12 protein-coding genes are annotated in these 16,817 nt (G+C 57.1%); 3 read left to right on the forward strand and 9 right to left on the reverse strand.

Translation table 11 applies throughout. The features are described from left to right. Positions 1-109: 109 nt before the first annotated feature. A complete protein-coding gene (locus EPD60_RS01395; RefSeq protein ID WP_131446090.1) occupies positions 110-1,597 on the reverse strand; it encodes a nucleoside recognition domain-containing protein in 1,488 nt (495 codons plus the stop codon). Positions 1,598-1,750: 153 nt separating this feature from the next. Between EPD60_RS01395 and ychF the strand changes: the two genes are divergently transcribed. Continuing rightward, positions 1,751-2,848: a redox-regulated ATPase YchF gene (gene ychF, locus EPD60_RS01400; RefSeq protein WP_131446092.1), complete on the forward strand. Its 1,098-nt coding sequence runs from the start codon at positions 1,751-1,753 to the stop codon at positions 2,846-2,848. Between the two features lie 383 nt (positions 2,849-3,231). Next, complete coding sequence (locus EPD60_RS01405) at positions 3,232-4,182, forward strand: bifunctional helix-turn-helix transcriptional regulator/GNAT family N-acetyltransferase (RefSeq protein ID WP_207896515.1); 951 nt, start codon at positions 3,232-3,234, stop codon at positions 4,180-4,182. 115 nt (positions 4,183-4,297) lie between these two features. On the opposite strand, the gene EPD60_RS01410 is transcribed toward EPD60_RS01405, so the two are convergent. From EPD60_RS01410 to EPD60_RS01435, 6 genes are all read right to left on the reverse strand, one after another. Then, on the reverse strand, positions 4,298-7,780 hold the full coding sequence (locus tag EPD60_RS01410) for a hypothetical protein (protein ID WP_243647737.1): 3,483 nt from the start codon (positions 7,778-7,780) through the stop codon (positions 4,298-4,300). 207 nt (positions 7,781-7,987) lie between these two features. Further along, entirely contained in the window at positions 7,988-8,752 is a 765-nt protein-coding gene (locus EPD60_RS01415; RefSeq protein ID WP_131446094.1) for a succinate dehydrogenase/fumarate reductase iron-sulfur subunit, read from the reverse strand. A 66-nt stretch (positions 8,753-8,818) separates the two neighbouring features. After that, positions 8,819-10,792, reverse strand: a complete 1,974-nt coding sequence (locus EPD60_RS01420) for a fumarate reductase/succinate dehydrogenase flavoprotein subunit (protein ID WP_131446096.1) — start codon at positions 10,790-10,792, stop codon at positions 8,819-8,821. A 140-nt stretch (positions 10,793-10,932) separates the two neighbouring features. Then, positions 10,933-11,652, reverse strand: a complete 720-nt coding sequence (locus tag EPD60_RS01425) for a succinate dehydrogenase cytochrome b subunit (protein WP_131446098.1) — start codon at positions 11,650-11,652, stop codon at positions 10,933-10,935. Between the two features lie 253 nt (positions 11,653-11,905). Continuing rightward, positions 11,906-12,472, reverse strand: coding sequence for a hypothetical protein (locus EPD60_RS01430; protein ID WP_131446100.1), 567 nt, complete (start codon positions 12,470-12,472; stop codon positions 11,906-11,908). 127 nt (positions 12,473-12,599) lie between these two features. Next, positions 12,600-13,448 carry an N-acetylglucosamine kinase gene (locus EPD60_RS01435; RefSeq protein WP_131446102.1) on the reverse strand — a complete coding sequence of 283 codons (849 nt, stop codon included), beginning with the start codon at positions 13,446-13,448 and terminating at the stop codon, positions 12,600-12,602. A 100-nt stretch (positions 13,449-13,548) separates the two neighbouring features. Between EPD60_RS01435 and EPD60_RS01440 the strand changes: the two genes are divergently transcribed. After that, the gene (locus tag EPD60_RS01440; RefSeq protein ID WP_131446104.1) at positions 13,549-15,141 is read left to right on the forward strand and encodes a S41 family peptidase; all 1,593 of its coding nucleotides are present in this window, start codon (positions 13,549-13,551) and stop codon (positions 15,139-15,141) included. Positions 15,142-15,246: 105 nt separating this feature from the next. Here the strand turns inward: EPD60_RS01440 and EPD60_RS01445 are convergent, their stop codons facing one another. Together EPD60_RS01445 and EPD60_RS01450 are read right to left on the reverse strand one after the other, a co-directional pair. Next, positions 15,247-15,585 carry a DUF6249 domain-containing protein gene (locus tag EPD60_RS01445; protein WP_131446106.1) on the reverse strand — a complete coding sequence of 113 codons (339 nt, stop codon included), beginning with the start codon at positions 15,583-15,585 and terminating at the stop codon, positions 15,247-15,249. 149 nt (positions 15,586-15,734) lie between these two features. Beyond that, a complete protein-coding gene (locus EPD60_RS01450) occupies positions 15,735-16,703 on the reverse strand; it encodes a transglutaminase domain-containing protein (RefSeq protein ID WP_165871363.1) in 969 nt (322 codons plus the stop codon). Positions 16,704-16,817: the final 114 nt, after the last annotated feature.

Here is a 16,817-nt window from a genome sequence, read left to right on the forward strand (position 1 = left end):
AGGCATCCGCTCTTTTCTTGTATGTTCAATCAGCATTAAGTGTCAAACAGTAATAAATGTCCAACAGAGACACCCCGCTCCGCTTCGGACAGGGGCCGGGGGTGAGGTCTTATCCAAAGAACAGGTAACACAACAATATCGACGCAACAATCCCCACCAGGTCGGCCAGGAGCATGAGCCCAACGGCATAGCGGCTGTTGCGGATGCCTACGGAGCCGAAGTAAACCGCTACTACGTAAAAGGTCGTGTCGGAAGAACCCTGGAGGATGCAGGCAAGCCGCCCGGCGAACGAGTCCGGTCCGAAGGTCTTCATGGTGTCGAGCATCATCCCGCGGGCACCCGATCCGCTCAGGGGCTTGATGAGCGCGGTGGGCAGGCCATCTACAAAGCGCGTATCGGTGCCCAAAGCCGCAAAAAGGTTTTTCATCCCGTTGATCAGCAGGTCGAAGCAGCCGCTGGTGCGGAGCATGGAGATCGCCACCAGCATACCCACGATATAGGGAATGATGCGGATGGCGATGTCGAAGCCCCCCTTGGCGCCTTCCACGAAGGCGTCGAAGACGTCGATCTTTTTATACAGTCCCCCGAGCACCACCACCAGGAACAGCAGCAGGATGATGCCGTTGCTGAGCAGTCCTGAGAAGGTGTCGGCGCTTTTCTGGTCGAGGCCGTGCACATAGAGCACGAGGGCGGTGATGAGTAGCGAAAGCCCGCCCACCCAGGCAAGGATCACCGGCTGAAACAGGTTGATGCGCTGCCGGAAGGCCACCAGGAATAGTGCCGCCATCGTGGCGCAGAAGGTGGCGATCATGCAGGGGATGAAAATGTCGGTAGGCGTTTTGGCGCCAAGGCCGGCACGGAAGGCGATGATTGTAGTGGGGATCAGCGTCAGTCCCGAGGCATGGAGGCACAGGAACATGATCTGCGCGTCGGAAGCGCGGGTTTTGTCTTCGTTGAGCTCCTGGAGGCTTTCCATAGCTTTGAGGCCGAAGGGCGTGGCGGCATTATCGAGGTTGAGCAGGTTGGCCGAAAAGTTCATCATCATATGGCCGACGGCGGGGTGTCCTTTCGGGATACCAGGAAACACGCGGGAGAAGAACGGCCCGATGATCCGCGACAACACCCGGATGCCTCCTGCCCTTTCTGCAATCGACAGCAGGCCCATAAAGAGCGCCATGACCCCCACCAGCGGCAGGATGATGGTCAGCACCGCGCTCTTGGCGGTCTCCACGATGCCATCAACTTTCCGTTCCAACTTCGATTGCACACCGGTATAGGTATACACCTTCAGCTCGCGGTTTTGTGCCTGGAGGAGGCGCACCGAATCGGCCTTCGGATTGTCGGTGAGCAGCACGGTGGCCTTGTGCGCCGAATCGCGGCGGGTATAGCCGTATTCTCTGAGCAGGTCGAAATAGCGGGGCGACAGGTTCTGGGTGGCCGGCGAGCCCACGGTCACATAGGCTACGCTGTCGTAGGCGTCCGACGACTTACCGGTGACCATACGGTTAAAGATGGTGCTGTCGCCCACGATAGCGCGGAAGCCCGCCACAACCACGGCGATGATGATGAATGCCGACCAGATCCTGCTTAGCGCCATAGGGGAAGTGAATTATGGGCGGAAGATAAAGCCAAGATGTCAGATCTTGGATCGCAGATCGCAGATCTGTACTTCCGGCCTGCCGATTCGCGTATCTTTGCGCCCTCAAAAAGATCAGAGATCCGAGATCCGAGATCGAAAAATTCTCTCCGTATGGCTTTACAAGCAGGCATCGTCGGACTTCCGAACGTAGGCAAGTCCACCCTTTTCAACGCCGTGAGCAACTCGGCCAAAGCACAGGCATCGAACTACCGCTTCTGCACCATCGACCCTAACGTGGGTCTTGTGGATGTGCCCGATCACCGCCTGGCCAAGCTCGCCGAGCTGGTGCAGCCCAACCGCGTGGTGCCCACCCAGATCGAGATCGTGGACATCGCCGGGCTCGTGCGCGGCGCCTCCAAGGGTGAAGGGCTTGGCAACAAGTTCCTCGGCAATATCCGCGAGGTGGACGCCATCATCCACGTGATCCGCTGCTTTGAAGATGAAAACATCCTGCGCGACGAAGGCGCCATCAACCCGGTTTCCGACAAGGAAATCATCGATACCGAGCTCCAGCTGAAAGACCTCGAAAGCGTGGAGAAGAAGATCCAGCGCACCGAGAAACTGGCCAAGACCGATCCCAAGATGAAGGCCGAACTGGAAGTGCTCCTGCGCTGCAAGGCACATCTGGAGCAGGGCCGCAACATCCGCGAGCTGGTGATTGGCAAGGAGGAAATGCCGGCCATCGCCGACCTGTTCCTGCTCACCATCAAGCCGGTTCTGTACGTGGCCAACGTCGATGAACCCTCGATGCATACCGGCAACAAGTACTCGGAGGCGCTTAAAGAAGCCGTCAAGGGCGAGAACGCTGAAGTGATCGTGATGAACAACTCCATCGAGGCGCAGATCTCCGAGATGGAAGCCGAGGAAGACAAGCAGCTCTTTATGGAAGAGTACGGTATGAAGGAGCCAGCGCTCGACCGCCTCATCCGTTCGGCATACAAGCTCCTGAAGCTCTATACCTACTTTACCGCGGGTGTGCAGGAAGTGCGCGCCTGGACCATCCATGAAGGCTGGAAGGCGCCCCAGGCAGCCAGCGTGATTCATACCGATTTTGAGAAAGGCTTTATCAAGGCCGAGGTGATCGGCTACGACGACTACGTGCAGTATGGCTCTGAAGCCGCATGCCGCGAAGCGGGCAAACTCCGTATCGAAGGAAAGGAATACATCGTCAAGGACGGCGACGTGATGCACTTCCGCTTCAATGTATAATTGAATATTGGTCTGTTGGTCTATTGGTAATTAGCGAAACTGCGTCCGAAAGACGGTTATACCTGGTTGGTAGGTATGAGATTACAAATAGACCAATACACTAATATACCGATCCACCCGAGTAGGGAATTCCACATTTTGAAACTCCTGCCCCATCCGCGGCGGGAGTTTTCCGTTTAGGCGGCGCTGGTCCGGGAATTTAATAGGAAGGTATAAGTCGCAAGACTTTTAACCTAGACTGGTGGCAGGTAACCGTCCGAATTTTGAGTGTTGTCAACCAAAATAAGTAACCTGCCACAGGGGCCCTCGCAAGAGGGCCCTTTTTTGTACCCGGGAATACCGATTCACCTATTTTTGTAAGCACTTACATAAATGTTTACGGAATGAGTGACTTTTTCAGCCGGATCGGTAAGATGGCCCTGGGTAGCCGGCTGCGGCGCCTGAGCGACCGCGTTTCCGACGAAGCCGCATCCATCTACCAGCTTTATGGCAATGAATTTCAGCCCCGCTGGTTTCCTGTTTTTTACGTGCTCACGGAGCGCGACGGGCAAACGATCACCGGCATCGCCCAGGAGATCGGCCACACCCACGTATCCGTTAGCCAGATCGTGAAAGACCTGGCGAAGCACGGGTACGTAGAGGAGCGTGTAGCCAGCGGCACCGACCGGCGCAAGAACCACGTGTATCTTTCCGAGGCGGGCAAGGCACTTTTCAGCCGCCTGCAGCCGCAGTTTGCCGATGTCAACGATGCCATCGAGGCAGCGCTGGCCGAAACGGACCATAACCTATGGGCAGCCATCGCCGAGTGGGAGCACCTGCTGGAGCAGAAAAGCCTTTTCCGACGCGTGCAGGAGATCCGCAAGCAGCGCGAGTCCGGTGCCGTCCGGATCGTTGATTATAAACCTGAATACAAGGCGGCCTTCCGCGATCTCAACGAGGAATGGATCACGCGGTATTTCCGGATGGAAGCCGCCGACTACGAAGCGCTCGACCACCCGGAGAAAAAGATCCTGGAGCCGGGCGGCTTCATCTTCGTGGCCCTTTACGAAGACGAGCCGGTGGGCGTTTGCGCACTGATGCCGCACCCGCACTTCGAATGGGAGCTGGCCAAGATGGCCGTGTCGCCCAAAGCGCAGGGCAGGAACATCGGCTACCTGCTTGGCCGCCGCGTGATTGAGAAAGCAAAGGAACTTGGTGCCGGCCGGCTTTACCTCGAAAGCAATACCCAGCTGAAGCCCGCGGTCAATCTTTATTACAAGCTGGGATTCCGGAAAGTAACAGGGCGCCCCTCCCCTTACGAGCGTGCCAACATCCAGATGGAGCTCGCGCTGTGATTGGTTAATTGGTCTATTGGTAAGCATGCGCTACGAATGCGTGAGAAAGTCCGAATGTTCAGATTCTTTACCAATTACCAATTACCAATAGACCAATAGACGAATAGACCTTTCCTCAGAACAGCGCCCGCACGCTCGCACGGCCGATGTGCACCGTCTTGCTCGCACCGGCCTGTCGTCCTTCGTACTGGAAATTCATCTCGATGTTTTTCAGGATGCGTTTCGAGAAATCGAGTGCCCACTGGTAGTTGCGCCCCGGTTGCAGGCCTTCGAGCATGATGTAGCTCACGGTTGTATTGGCCGGAAACGGGTAGGCGATGTTGCTGAAGGTAAAGCGCCCGTTGATGGAGCTGTTCTGCAGCACGTTGTACTTCGTCTCAAGGTTCACCGAATGGATCTGCGAACGCTCGCCGCCATACACCGCACTGTTGTTGCGGAGATCATATTTGTAGCCCGCCTGCAGGCGGAAGGTGCTGCGGTACAGGTAGGTAAGCGAAGGCTCCGCGCTTTGCACATCGATCTGGTAATTCCGGTTGTCGAAGCTGGGCGTAAACAGGCTGGTGCTGCCCGCCTTGGTGTTCAGGTTGGCGGTAAACGAAGGACTCAGGTTCCAGCGTAATTTGAGTAGCCAGTCGTTCACCCGGCGGCTTTCATAACCATACGTGAGCAGGTTCTTGCTATTGCTTTGCAGGTTGCTCAGGTCGGCGCCCCACTTCGTGGAAAAGCGGTTAAACGAAACCGTATTGTTCAGCGCCGTTTGCCCCGTGATAAGGCCGGTATCCTGCAGGTTGTATTTAAACGGATTGAAATCCACGTCGCCTTTCGCAATGCCCTTTTTCGATTTCTGCAAAGCCGTCTGCCAGGAAAAGCGCGATACGAAGCTACCCTTCTGCGTGCCTTCGAAAAGGCTGCGCGGGGTAAACTGGAGCGAATAGTTAAGCGTGGTGTAATTCGCCTTGATGAATTCGTTGGTGGGAATGAAGATGCGGATCCACTTCGCCTGGTCGGGAAACTGCGATATTTCGAACTCGTTGAGCTGCTGGATGCCGTCGCCGTTATAATCGTTCCAGGCATATTCGCCGCGGCCCGGCGGAACTTCATAATAGGTGATGTCGCGGCGCTGCTCCTGTCCGGAGCCCACTTCGTACAACACGTTGCCCGTGATCAGTCCCCTGAATTCATTAATCGAATACTCGGCACGCCCGAGGACGGTGCGGTCTTTTTTCTGGTTGGATACCTTATCGTTGAACACCTCCAGTTGGCGGAAGCTGGTGTTGAGCACCAGCTGGTGGTGCTCGTTGCCAAGCAGCTCCGCGCCGAAGTTGACATTGTAGCTGCGGTCGCCCTTCACCAGCGTTTGCGCAAAGGGATACTTGTCGGCACGTGTAAAAAACGTAACCGTATACCGGTTCTTCCGACGCTCGTCGGTCTTCAGGTAGGCCGTCCAGGTGTCGAATGAAAAGCTGGTGTTGACCACCGTGTCTTTCTCGCGGCTACGCACCTCGTTTTGCTCCAGCGCATACCGCACGCCCAGTTTCAGGTTGCCCCAACTATTAAGCGTCTTACTCACATCCACCACCGGGCGCAGGAAGCGGCCATGCTGCAGGCTGTCGTTAAAGGCCGTCAGCGAAAACTGGTTGGCGAAAGTCCAGCCGCCAAGTATAAAGTTGTGCTGCACCAGGTTCTGCAGGCCACGGTAGTGCGCACCGCGGTTGTACGACATCAGCTGGTAGCTGAGGCTGTGCTCACGCTTATCTTTCAGCTGCGCGGTAAATCGCGCTATAGTCTCGTCGGCGGCCACGAAGGCCGTGTTGAGCGGCAGGCCCCATTCGCGGCTGAACTCCACGTAGCGCAGGCGTTCCAGCGGGCGGAAGCGTGCCTGAACGTGCTCGAGGTCGACAGCTGTATTCAGCTGCAGGCCACGGGCGCTGCTCAGGCGGCTGGTGTTGGCGTATTGCACGCGCCCGGCAAAGCCGCGGTCGTCGGCGGCATCTTTGGTGGAGAACGTGTTGGCGCTGTAATCGCTCATGCCCACCTCCGTTTTAAGCGTATTGCGCGCATCGATGGCCCAGTCGGCCGCAAGGCTTACCACCTGTTGCTTCCGGGGCGTCACGAGCCGCGTTACGGGCTCGAAAGATCCCTGGCGCTTCCCCGTCAGCGGATCGGGCGCCACGTATTCGTACACTTTGCCGTTGGCGCCGTTGAGCAATGGGCGATAGTTGCCATTGCCAATGCCTACATCGGTAAAAGAAAGCGCATACATCGCCACCGCCGGGTCGGTTGAATAACGGTAAAAGGAATCTGCGCCACTCACCGCAAGCACCCGCTCGTACAGAATCCGGTTCGCCGAAAATGTATCGCGCACAATGGCCGGGTAAAACGCCTTGTCCACACTATCACCCACATTCGACAGGAAGCGCTTCATATTGTCGTCAAGCGTCTGGTTGATGCCCGAGTTCTTCGCATCGGCATTCTGAAAGGCGCCTATCCGTACCTGCAGGCGGTCATTCAGGTTGAGCGTCTGGTAGGCATACAGGTTCGAGTTGAGAAAGTTGCGGTCGGCATATTCAAACTCGATCTGGATCCGTGAGTCTTTTGAAATAAGGTGCTTCGGTGTAAACGTGACTTCCGCTGTGTTGTAGTTGATTACATAGTCCTGGTCCTCCCCTCTTTGCAACAGCACGCCGTCGAGAAATACGCGTTCCGAGTTGGCCAGCACAATGAAGAAGAATTCGTTGTTGGCACCCTGTAAGCGAAACGGACCCTGGTTGCCTTCCAGCTGCAGCTCCGGGCGCGTTTGCGCATCGATGATGTTCCGGTGAAACTTTCCCTTCGCAATCGATCCGCTCACCAGCGAGGTGGCCTTGTTGCGTGCCCCGACATTGTAATTTGTCTGGAACGTGACGCCCTGCAGGCGCTTGTAGAAATTGAGGAAATACAGGTTGTTCTGCCGCAGGTCGATATCGCCGAGGTTAAGTTGCCAGTTTCGTTTTTTGAATTGAAGAAACACCTGGTCGAACTCATTGAGTTGCTGCGTGGTGCCATCCGGCTGTATCGGGATATTGTTGTCGGAAATGGCGGCCGCGATCTCGATTGAATCCGCCAGGTAGCCGCTTAGCTGCAGGTTGAAGTTCGAATTCACCACCGCATCCTGCGCATTACCAAAGGCAATACCCCGGCCAAACGAACCATTGTATTGCAGGTTTCCAAACTGAAATAGTCCCTTTCCTTCCTGCTCGCGCCCCTCGTCGAATGTAAAGGGCCGCAGGTAGGAAAAATGACGGATGCTGTCGTAATCCAGGTGACGGGCATAGGCATTGAGCCGGAAAGGAAATACCCGGTAGCGCAGCTGCACCGAGTCGCCCGCGGGCTTTTGCTTCCAGAAAAGCACCGAGCGCACCAGGTCGACGCGGTACGCGGAGTCAGGCACTCCTTCCACCCGCAAGGTACCCGGCACGAGGCTGAGGCTATCGATCCGGAGGGTATCGCCCGCCAGGGCCATCGTTTTCTGCCGCAGGTTGGAGGCCGGCAGCTGCGCGCGCGCCACTCCCCCGAGGAGCAGCAGCAAGAGCAGGAAAATCCGGTGTGTTCGGGGCAAAGGGAGGGCAGTTTAAAGCAGGGTAAAATTCCGACTTTTCAGGGGAATGAAATGTTAAGGGAGAATAAGGAAAGAAGTTGGTACGCTAAGGAGAAATTTAAAAGGTCCCACCTGCGGCGGGACCTTTCAATTGTATTCCTTATTAGCGAAACGCTTATTCAACTTCTTTTCTGAGCGGTTCAAAACGCTACTTTTTCCTTCAAAACCTTATTTCTCGCTCGCCAGCCCTGCAAACAGGTACTCCTTGTGCATCAGCGAGATGTTGGTCACCGAGATCTCTTTCGGGCAAACCGCCTCGCAGGCACCGGTAAAGGTGCAGGAGCCGAAGCCTTCCTTGTCCATCTGGTCAACCATGCTCAGCACACGCAGCTTGCGCTCGGGCTCGCCCTGGGGCAGCAGCGCCAGGTGGGCCACCTTGGCGGCGGTGTAGAGGGATGCCGACGCATTCTTACAGGCCGCCACGCAGGCGCCGCAGCCGATACAGGCCGCCGCCGCGAAGGAGGCGTCCGCCCTTTCTTTTTCGATGGGAAGTGTGTTGCCGTCTACCGCGTTGCCGGTGTTTACCGAAACGAAGCCGCCGGCCTGCACGATGCGGTCGAACGACGAGCGGTCAACCGCCAGGTCTTTGATCACGGGGAATGCCTGTGCGCGCCACGGTTCTACCACGATGGTGTCGCCGTCTTTGAATGCACGCATGTGGAGCTGGCAGGTGGTGGTGGCATGCCAGGGGCCGTGGGGACGGCCGTTGATGTGCATCGAGCACATGCCACAAATACCCTCGCGGCAGTCGTGGTCGAAAGCGATCGGGTCTTCGCCCTGCTCGATGAGGCGGTCGTTGAGTACGTCGAACATTTCGAGGAAAGACATTTCGGAAGAGATATCCTTCACTTCGTAGGTCTTGAATCCGCCGGCCGTGTTCTTATTTTCCTGACGCCATACTTTGAGCGTCAAATTCATATTGTAGTGTTCCATTCTTCAGGGTTTAAAGGAACGTCAAATAGGTTGCTTTCAGGATGACCGCGCCGGAGCGCGACCAGGTTATTTGTAGGAGCGCTGGCTCGGCTTCACTACGTCGTAGCGCAGTTCTTCCTTGTGGAGCTCCCACTCGTGCTCGCCTTTGAGCTGCCACGCGGCCACGTACATGAACTTATCGTCCTGGCGCAGGGCCTCGCCTTCCTCCGTCTGGTATTCCTCGCGGAAGTGACCGCCGCAGCTTTCTTCGCGCTGCAGCGCATCGAGGCACATCAGCTCACCCAGCTCGATGAAGTCGGCAACGCGGCCCGCTTTGTCCAGCTCGGGATTGAAGTCGTTGATCTTGCCGGGAATGCGGATATCGCTCCAGAAGATTCTTTTCAGCTCGCGGATCTCCTCGATGGCTTCGCGAAGACCTTGGGCATTGCGGGCCATGCCGCACTTGTCCCACATGATCTTACCGAGGCGCTTGTGCATGCTTTCCACCGTGTGTTTACCCTTGATGTTCATGAGGCTTTCGAGGCGCTCCCGCACATTCTTTTCGGCTTCTTCAAAGGCCGGGTGGTCGGTCGGGATCGCGTTGACGCGGATCTCGTCGGCCAGGTAGTTACCGATGGTGTAGGGGATCACGAAGTAGCCGTCGGCCAGGCCCTGCATGAGGGCGGAGGCACCGAGGCGGTTGGCGCCGTGGTCGGAGAAGTTGGCCTCTCCGAGGGCATAGAGGCCCGGGATGGTGGTCATCAGCTCGTAGTCGACCCAGAGGCCGCCCATCGTATAGTGCACCGCGGGATAGATGCGCATCGGAACCTCGTAGGGGTTCTCGCCGGTGATCTTTTCGTACATGTCGAAGAGGTTGCCGTACTTCTCCTTCACTACCTCCTTACCAAGCTTGGTGATGGTGGCGGCGTCGGCATTGGTGAGGCTTTGCTTCGAGGCTTCGATCTTGCCGTAGCGCTGGATGGCGTCGGCGTAGTCGAGGTAAACGGCCTGCTTGGAGGAGCCCACGCCATAGCCGGCGTCGCAGCGCTCTTTGGCGGCGCGGGAGGCCACGTCGCGGGGAACGAGGTTACCGAAGGCCGGGTAGCGGCGCTCCAGGTAATAGTCGCGCTCCTCTTCGGGGATCTCCGAAGCCTTGCGGTTGTCGCCCTTCGCTTTCGGCACCCAGATGCGGCCGTCGTTGCGGAGCGATTCCGACATGAGCGTCAGCTTCGACTGGTGCTCGCCCGTTACGGGGATGCAGGTCGGGTGAATCTGCGTCATGCAGGGGTTGCCGAAGAAGGCGCCTTTTTTATGTGCTTTCCAGGCTGCCGTTACGTTGGAGCCCATGGCGTTGGTGGAGAGGTAGAAAACGTTGCCGTAGCCACCGCTGCACAGAAGAACGGCGTGGCCGAAGTGACGCTCCAGCTCGCCCGAAACGAGGTCGCGGGCGATGATGCCGCGGGCTTTGCCGTCGATCATCACCAGGTCGAGCATCTCATGGCGGGTATACATCTTGACGTTGCCGAGGGCCACCTGGCGCTCGAGGGCCTGGTAGGCGCCGATGAGCAGCTGCTGGCCGGTCTGGCCGGCGGCGTAGAAGGTACGCTGCACCTGTGTGCCACCGAAGGAGCGGTTCGAGAGCAGGCCGCCGTATTCGCGGGCAAAGGGAACGCCCTGGGCCACACACTGGTCGATGATGTTGCGGCTTACGTCGGCGAGGCGGTATACGTTGGCTTCACGGGCGCGGTAGTCGCCACCCTTGATGGTGTCGTAGAAAAGGCGGAACACGGAGTCGCCGTCGTTCTGGTAGTTCTTGGCGGCGTTGATACCACCCTGTGCCGCGATGGAGTGTGCGCGGCGGGGGGAATCCTGGAAGCAGAAAGCCTTTACCTTGTAACCCAGCTCGCCGAGGGTGGCGGCGGCGGAGGCGCCGGCAAGACCGGTGCCCACAACGATCACCTCCAGCTTGCGCTTGTTGGCGGGGTTCACCAGCTTCACATGGCTTTTATAATCTTCCCATTTCTTCTCGAGGGGGCCGGCAGGGATTTTTGCGTCGAGCATAGTGCTTATTTCTGGGTTCGAAATTTCGTTCTTCTATTTTACACGCTTCGCGCGGCTTTGTTCATTGCGGCGGGCGTTTTGTGGGAATCCTGGTGCTTGTTGCAGCGCATCGTTGCCGGGCGCCGCCAACGGAGCACCGGTTAGTTGAAAGGCGATACCCACCCGAAATACATGGCGAGCGGCATCAGCGCGAACAGGACGCACACGATCACCGTAAAGCCGTAGCCAAGACTGCGCAGCAGCGCGAGGTACTTTTTGTTGTTGACGCCCAGCGAGCGGAAGGCGCTGTGAAATCCGTGAAAGAGGTGGAAGGCCAGTGCGCCAACGCCCACCAAATAAAGGATCACTACCCACTCTTGCTGGAACACCTCGTACATGCGTCCGTACAGGTTGTGCACCATCACGGGATGGCCTTCGTAGGATATCTCCTCGAGACCGGTGATGCGCGAAGGCACCCAGAACTGGGCCACGTGGATGACGAGGTAAATGAGGATGAGTGTGCCGAGGATGGCCATGCTGCGGCTGTACCACTTGGAGCCGCGGTTGCCCAGGGCAATGTTGTAACCCTGCTTGCGGCGGGCCCGGTTCTTCGCCTCGATCATATAACCCTGAACAACGTGCAGGATGATACCGGCAAAAAGACCGAATTCAAGGATGCGGATCACGAGCGAATTGCCCATGAAAAAGGCCGCGCGGTTGAACATCGACCCGTTGTCGTTTTCGTTAAACCACTTGAGGTCGTTGAAGATGCAGGCGTTGAGTCCCACATGCACCACGAGGAAGGAAATGAGGAAAAGCCCCGTGAGCGCCATAACGAATTTCCTACCTACAGCAGATGTGAAGAAGTGCGACCATTTCATAATCAGTCAGAGGGGGATTGAAAATTTGCGCAAAGGTACACCCCGATCATTAAAAAAACAGAACGTAGTGAAAATGAAATCGGTGCAGTAATGTGTATTTGGGACACGAAAAGGGGCGGCGCGCCCGAGAGAAAGAACGCAGATCCCGCAGCGGAATACGCAGATTGGTTATGATTTATTATGATTGGCTGACGCCGGCAACGTTATCCGCGTAAATCATAAGGATCATAAAAAATCAGCGTTCTTTCTCTCATCAAAGCGACAACCGCTTCTCCAGCTCGTCGTCGATCTTTTTGAAGAGGTGGAACGGCTTGTAGGTACGCCAGTTGGAGATTTCCATCAGCTCCACGTAATAGTTGATCTTTGCTTTTTTGAAATCGTGCTGCGTGGCTTCGGGCATGTTGAGGCAAACCACCCAGCCGTTCTCGTCGCTTACCTCCTCATGCCACTCCTCGTAATAGTCGCGGTCGCCGCTATGAAACATCAGCACGTTTTCGGCGATGAGGATGAACTTATAAATACCTTCTTCCTCGAACTTGTCGATGACATCCCGCTTAAGAGTCATGATGTCGTTTTCAATCGCGTCGTTCCATTCGCCGATCAGCTCGAGTACCACGTAATTTTCTTCGTAATCGGCCTGCAGCACTTTCATATACAGCGTGCGCGATCCGAACTCATCCCACTGTGGGTGGATATAGTAATTGTACACCGTCTGGCTGAACTCGAACTCGGAGTATTGCCGCTGGTAAAAGGGCGAGCGCTCGTCTTCCTCGCTGGTGTAGATGTGCCGCCAATTATAAAATGGTTCAATGTCGTGCATCAGTTCAATGTGGTAATGCGGTGATTCGGTAATGTGGTAAAAGCAAGTACAAAGTTCCGCACTGGCCGCAAACCCTGTGCGTTCCGATCACCACATTAACACATTATCACATTACCGCATTACATTTTCATGCCATTTCCTTATGATACCGTACCAGTCCGTCCATCGGCTTCTGCAGCACGGTTCCGAGTTCGAATTCATAGGAGGCGCACAGTTCTTTCAGCTTGTCGCGGAAGCCCCAGGCCACGGATCCGACAAAGCCCACGGGGTATTTCCAGATCTCGGGGTATTTGTTCAGGTGCTGGAAAAAGAAATCGTTGAGTCCGTCTTCAATGATGTTTTCAATCATGTAGTGGTCGCGGTTTTCGGCCAGGAAGATGGCAAAAGACGCGAGGTAGCGGTTGGGCATGGGCTGTTTGTACACGTGGTCGAGGATTTCCGAGGCCGTAGTGGTGAAGCGGGCATCGAAACGCGAGCGGAGGTCTTCGTCAAACGTATTGTACAGGAAATACTGCAGCACCTTGCGGCCCAGGTAGGCGCCCGAGCCCTCGTCGCCGAGCACGTAGCCAAGCCCCGGGCTGTTGCGGGTGATCTTTTTTCCGTTGTAAAAGCAGGAGTTGGAGCCGGTGCCGAGGATGCAGGCGAGCCCCTTCCCGGAGCCGCATACAGCGCGTGCCGCGGCCAGTAGGTCGGTTTCCACCTCGATCCGGGCCCCGTCAAATACCTGCTTCAGGCAGGCCTTTACCCGGCGGGCATTGTCGGGGTTGGCGCAGCCCGTACCGTAATAAAAAACCTGCTCGGGCGTTTTCCCCTTAAGCTTCGGCAGCAGCTCGCCGCGGAGCAGGTCTACGAGCGCCTCGTTGGAGAGGAAATAAGGACTGATGCCCTGGGTGAGCACCGATTTGGTTTTACCGTCGTGGAGCAGTTTCCATTCCGACTTGGTGGCGCCGCAATCCGCGATAAGGGTGGTGACCATGACGTAGGAGGCTTAAAGGTTGTTGTAAAATCTTCACTCAACGGCGCAGTAGGGCTGAATTGGCCTAATTTGCAACCGTTTAGCAAATGTAACCGACAAGATGAGGAATAAAAAATTGCAGGTCTGGCTGCCGCTGATCTTCTCGATCGTGATGATCATCGGTATGTTTTTCGGGTTCCGCCTGCACCAGCAAACGGGCTCGTCGAAAGGACTGTTCGCCCGCGAGCAGCGCAGCACCCTGCAGGAAGCCATCGACCTGATTCGCAATAAGTATGTCGACAAGGTAAAGATCGACTCACTTCAGGACAACGCCATGGACGGGCTGATGAACCAGCTCGACCCCCACTCCGTTTATATTCCCAACCGCGACGTGGCCGAGGCCAACGAAGACATCACCGGGAATTTCCAGGGCATCGGCGTTGAGTTCAATATTTTTGAAGACACCGTAAACGTGCTGTACGTAGTGCCGGGCGGTCCTTCCGATAAGGCGGGCCTTCAGATCGGCGACCGCATCACGCATGTGGACGACAAAAGCGTCGTCAGCAAAACCCTTCCTTCCGAAGACATCCGCCGCATGATCCGCGGCGAAGGCGGCACCAAGGTAAAGCTTACCGTTTGGCGTGCGGGCACCATCCAGTATTTCTACGTGGTGCGCGGCACCATTCCCCTCCCCTCGCTCGACGCCGCCTATATGCTCGATGGGCAGACCGGCTATATCCGCCTCAACAAGTTTTCCGAAACCACCTACCGCGAGTTCATGCGGGCCATGGAAGAGCTCCAGGGTAAAGGCATGAAAGCCCTCATGCTCGACCTCCGCGGCAACGGTGGCGGGCTCGTGCAGCAGGCCGTCAACATCGCGGATGAGTTTATCGCCGGCGACCAGATCATTGTTTATACCCAGGGCACCAACTCCGACCGGCGCGACTACCGGGCCTCTAAGGACGGCATTTTCGAAACCGGCAAGCTGGTGGTACTGGTGGATGAGCTTACTGCCTCGGCATCCGAGATCCTGGCGGGCGCCCTGCAGGACCTCGACCGTGCTACCATTGTGGGCCGCCGCACGTTTGGCAAAGGCCTCGTGCAGGAGCAATACCCCCTTTCCGACGGTTCGGCCATCCGCCTTACGGTGGCACGCTATTTCACCCCGCTCGGGCGCAGCATACAGCGCCCCTACGACAAAGGCCGTAAGGTGTATATGGAAGAGGTCATCGACCGCTACCGCAGCGGTGAGATGATCAATCCTGATTCGATCCACCAGAAGAAAAGCGAGGTGTTCAAAACCAAGGGCGGGCGAACCGTTTACAACGGCGGAGGCATCACCCCTGATGCTTTTGTGCCGATCGATACGAGCTCTTTCACCCAGAATATCACCAAGCTCTACCTCGACGGGCGCTTCAATAATTACGTTTACCTCTACTATATGGATCACCGCAAAGAGCTGTCGGCGTTCCGGACGCCGGGCGAATTCACCCGCGGCTTTGCCGGCAGCGAGGAAGCCTGGCGCGGTCTGGTGGAGTATGCCGTCAAAGACAGCGTGAACCTGCGCGTGGTGCCCGAAAAGGACAAGCGCGAGGTGCAGCGGCGCATCCGTGCCTACCTGGCCCGCCTCCGCTGGCGTACGCAGGGCTTCTACGAAGTCTCCAATAGCGGCGACCCCGTGGTGACACGGGCAAAGCAGCTGCTTGAGCCGTGAGTCGTGAATCGTCATTCGTGAATGCTGATGCCTGACTACGAAGAAAGGATGCCAAAGGCATCCTTTCTTCTTTTTCCGCGCATCGCGGATTCACGATTGACGAACTCACCGGAACAGGTCCGGGTTCTTATCCATCGCCTTTTTCTCGATCGAGTAAGAAGCCAGCAGGCCGCCGCCGCCGCCGAGGGCGATCAGCGAGAAATACAACGGCTCGGGGTTCATGTTCTTACTTCCGTAGGTATCGATGAGGTAGGCGATCAGCAGGCCCAGTCCGGCGCCCATGATGAACAGGCCTGCCTTCAGGCTATTGTATGGGCGTGGTGAGCGGGGGTCCTTGCCCTTTTCGAGGATGGCGAGGTTCTCGCGGGTACGCAGGTAAAAGATCCCGAAAACCATAGCAGTAGTCGTGATGAAAAGCGTAATAGGCACCAGGTTGTGGTCCATATAAAATCGTTTTTGAGGGTTATTGATTTCCGACCGTCTGTGAATGGGACTACCGCATGCATTCCCGGGTTACAGCCCATTCCCGATCGTGTTCGGATATTAGGACTACAGCCGGGTCGGACCGGTTACAGGCATTTCAAAAATAAGCATCAGTGCGACAGCAGGGCCGACGGAAGTGCCAGCTCTACCCGGTAGTGCAGGATCACGTCGTCGTTGCAGCGGAGGTGCAGCCATTCCACCCCCGGCGTGGCCACCCAGGTGTAGGTGAGCTTCCGCGACGGGTAACGGTCGCGGGGTTCGAGGAAAACTTCGTTGAGGCGCGTAGACCCGGGGCCTGGCTCCAGTGCGGAGCCGGAAGCGATCATCCCCGCTGCGAGCTCGGTTTGCAACGACACCTGCAGGCGCACCGTGTCGCCGGGTGCGGGACGCAGCACGCCCACTACCGGGCTGATGGCGGCAATGCGGTACTTCAGCGCCGCCTGCGTTCGGAATGGCCCATGCCGGAACTCTCCGGGGGCGGGTGGTTGCGGCAGCAGCGACCAGCGCAGATCTTCCGGAAAATGGCTGCCGATAAACCGCGCAGGGTCGGGAAAGAAATAGGTTTCGTCAAGAGCCGTAACGAACTCATCGGAGCCATTGCGGAAATAGCCGGCGCCCCAGGTGGCATCGAGTAACTGCCAGGCGCTATCCACCCATACGGCATTCCAGGAGTGGTTCGGGCCGAAGCTCCGGTCGCTGCGGTCGTATTCGTTGCGCGCATAGCCGGTAACCAGCACCGACCGGATGCCGGCATAGCGGCAAAGCGTGTTGAACAGGCGGGCATAGCCTTCGCACACCCCCTCCCGGTCGCGCAGTACCTGCCAGGCGATCCGCTCGTCGAGTGCCAGCCCGTCGAGGGCTGTGTCGCGCAGGGACGCAGCGCGGCGCGGCGAACGGAGCCGGTAGCGGATATTGGCGGTAACCCAACGGAAAAAGGCGCGCGTTTTCTCGCGGTCGCTTTGCAGGCCGGCAGTGAGCAGGCGCGACAGCGAGTCGGGCGAGGGAGCGCCGCTTACCGAAAGTGCAAGGCGGTCGGCCGCTTCCCACTGGGCGCGGCTCCGGCCTATGCCGGCAAGCAAAATCAATATGGAGAGGAAGACCCGCACGGTTATATGTACAAATTTCGGAATATATAATTTCCGTTGTGCAGGATTAACCGTCATGGCAAAAAAAAGCTGCCGCAAATAATTGCA

Origin of the sequence: Flaviaestuariibacter flavus, from assembly GCF_004337505.1 — a bacterium.
Lineage (GTDB): Bacteria > Bacteroidota > Bacteroidia > Chitinophagales > Chitinophagaceae > Flavisolibacter > Flavisolibacter flavus.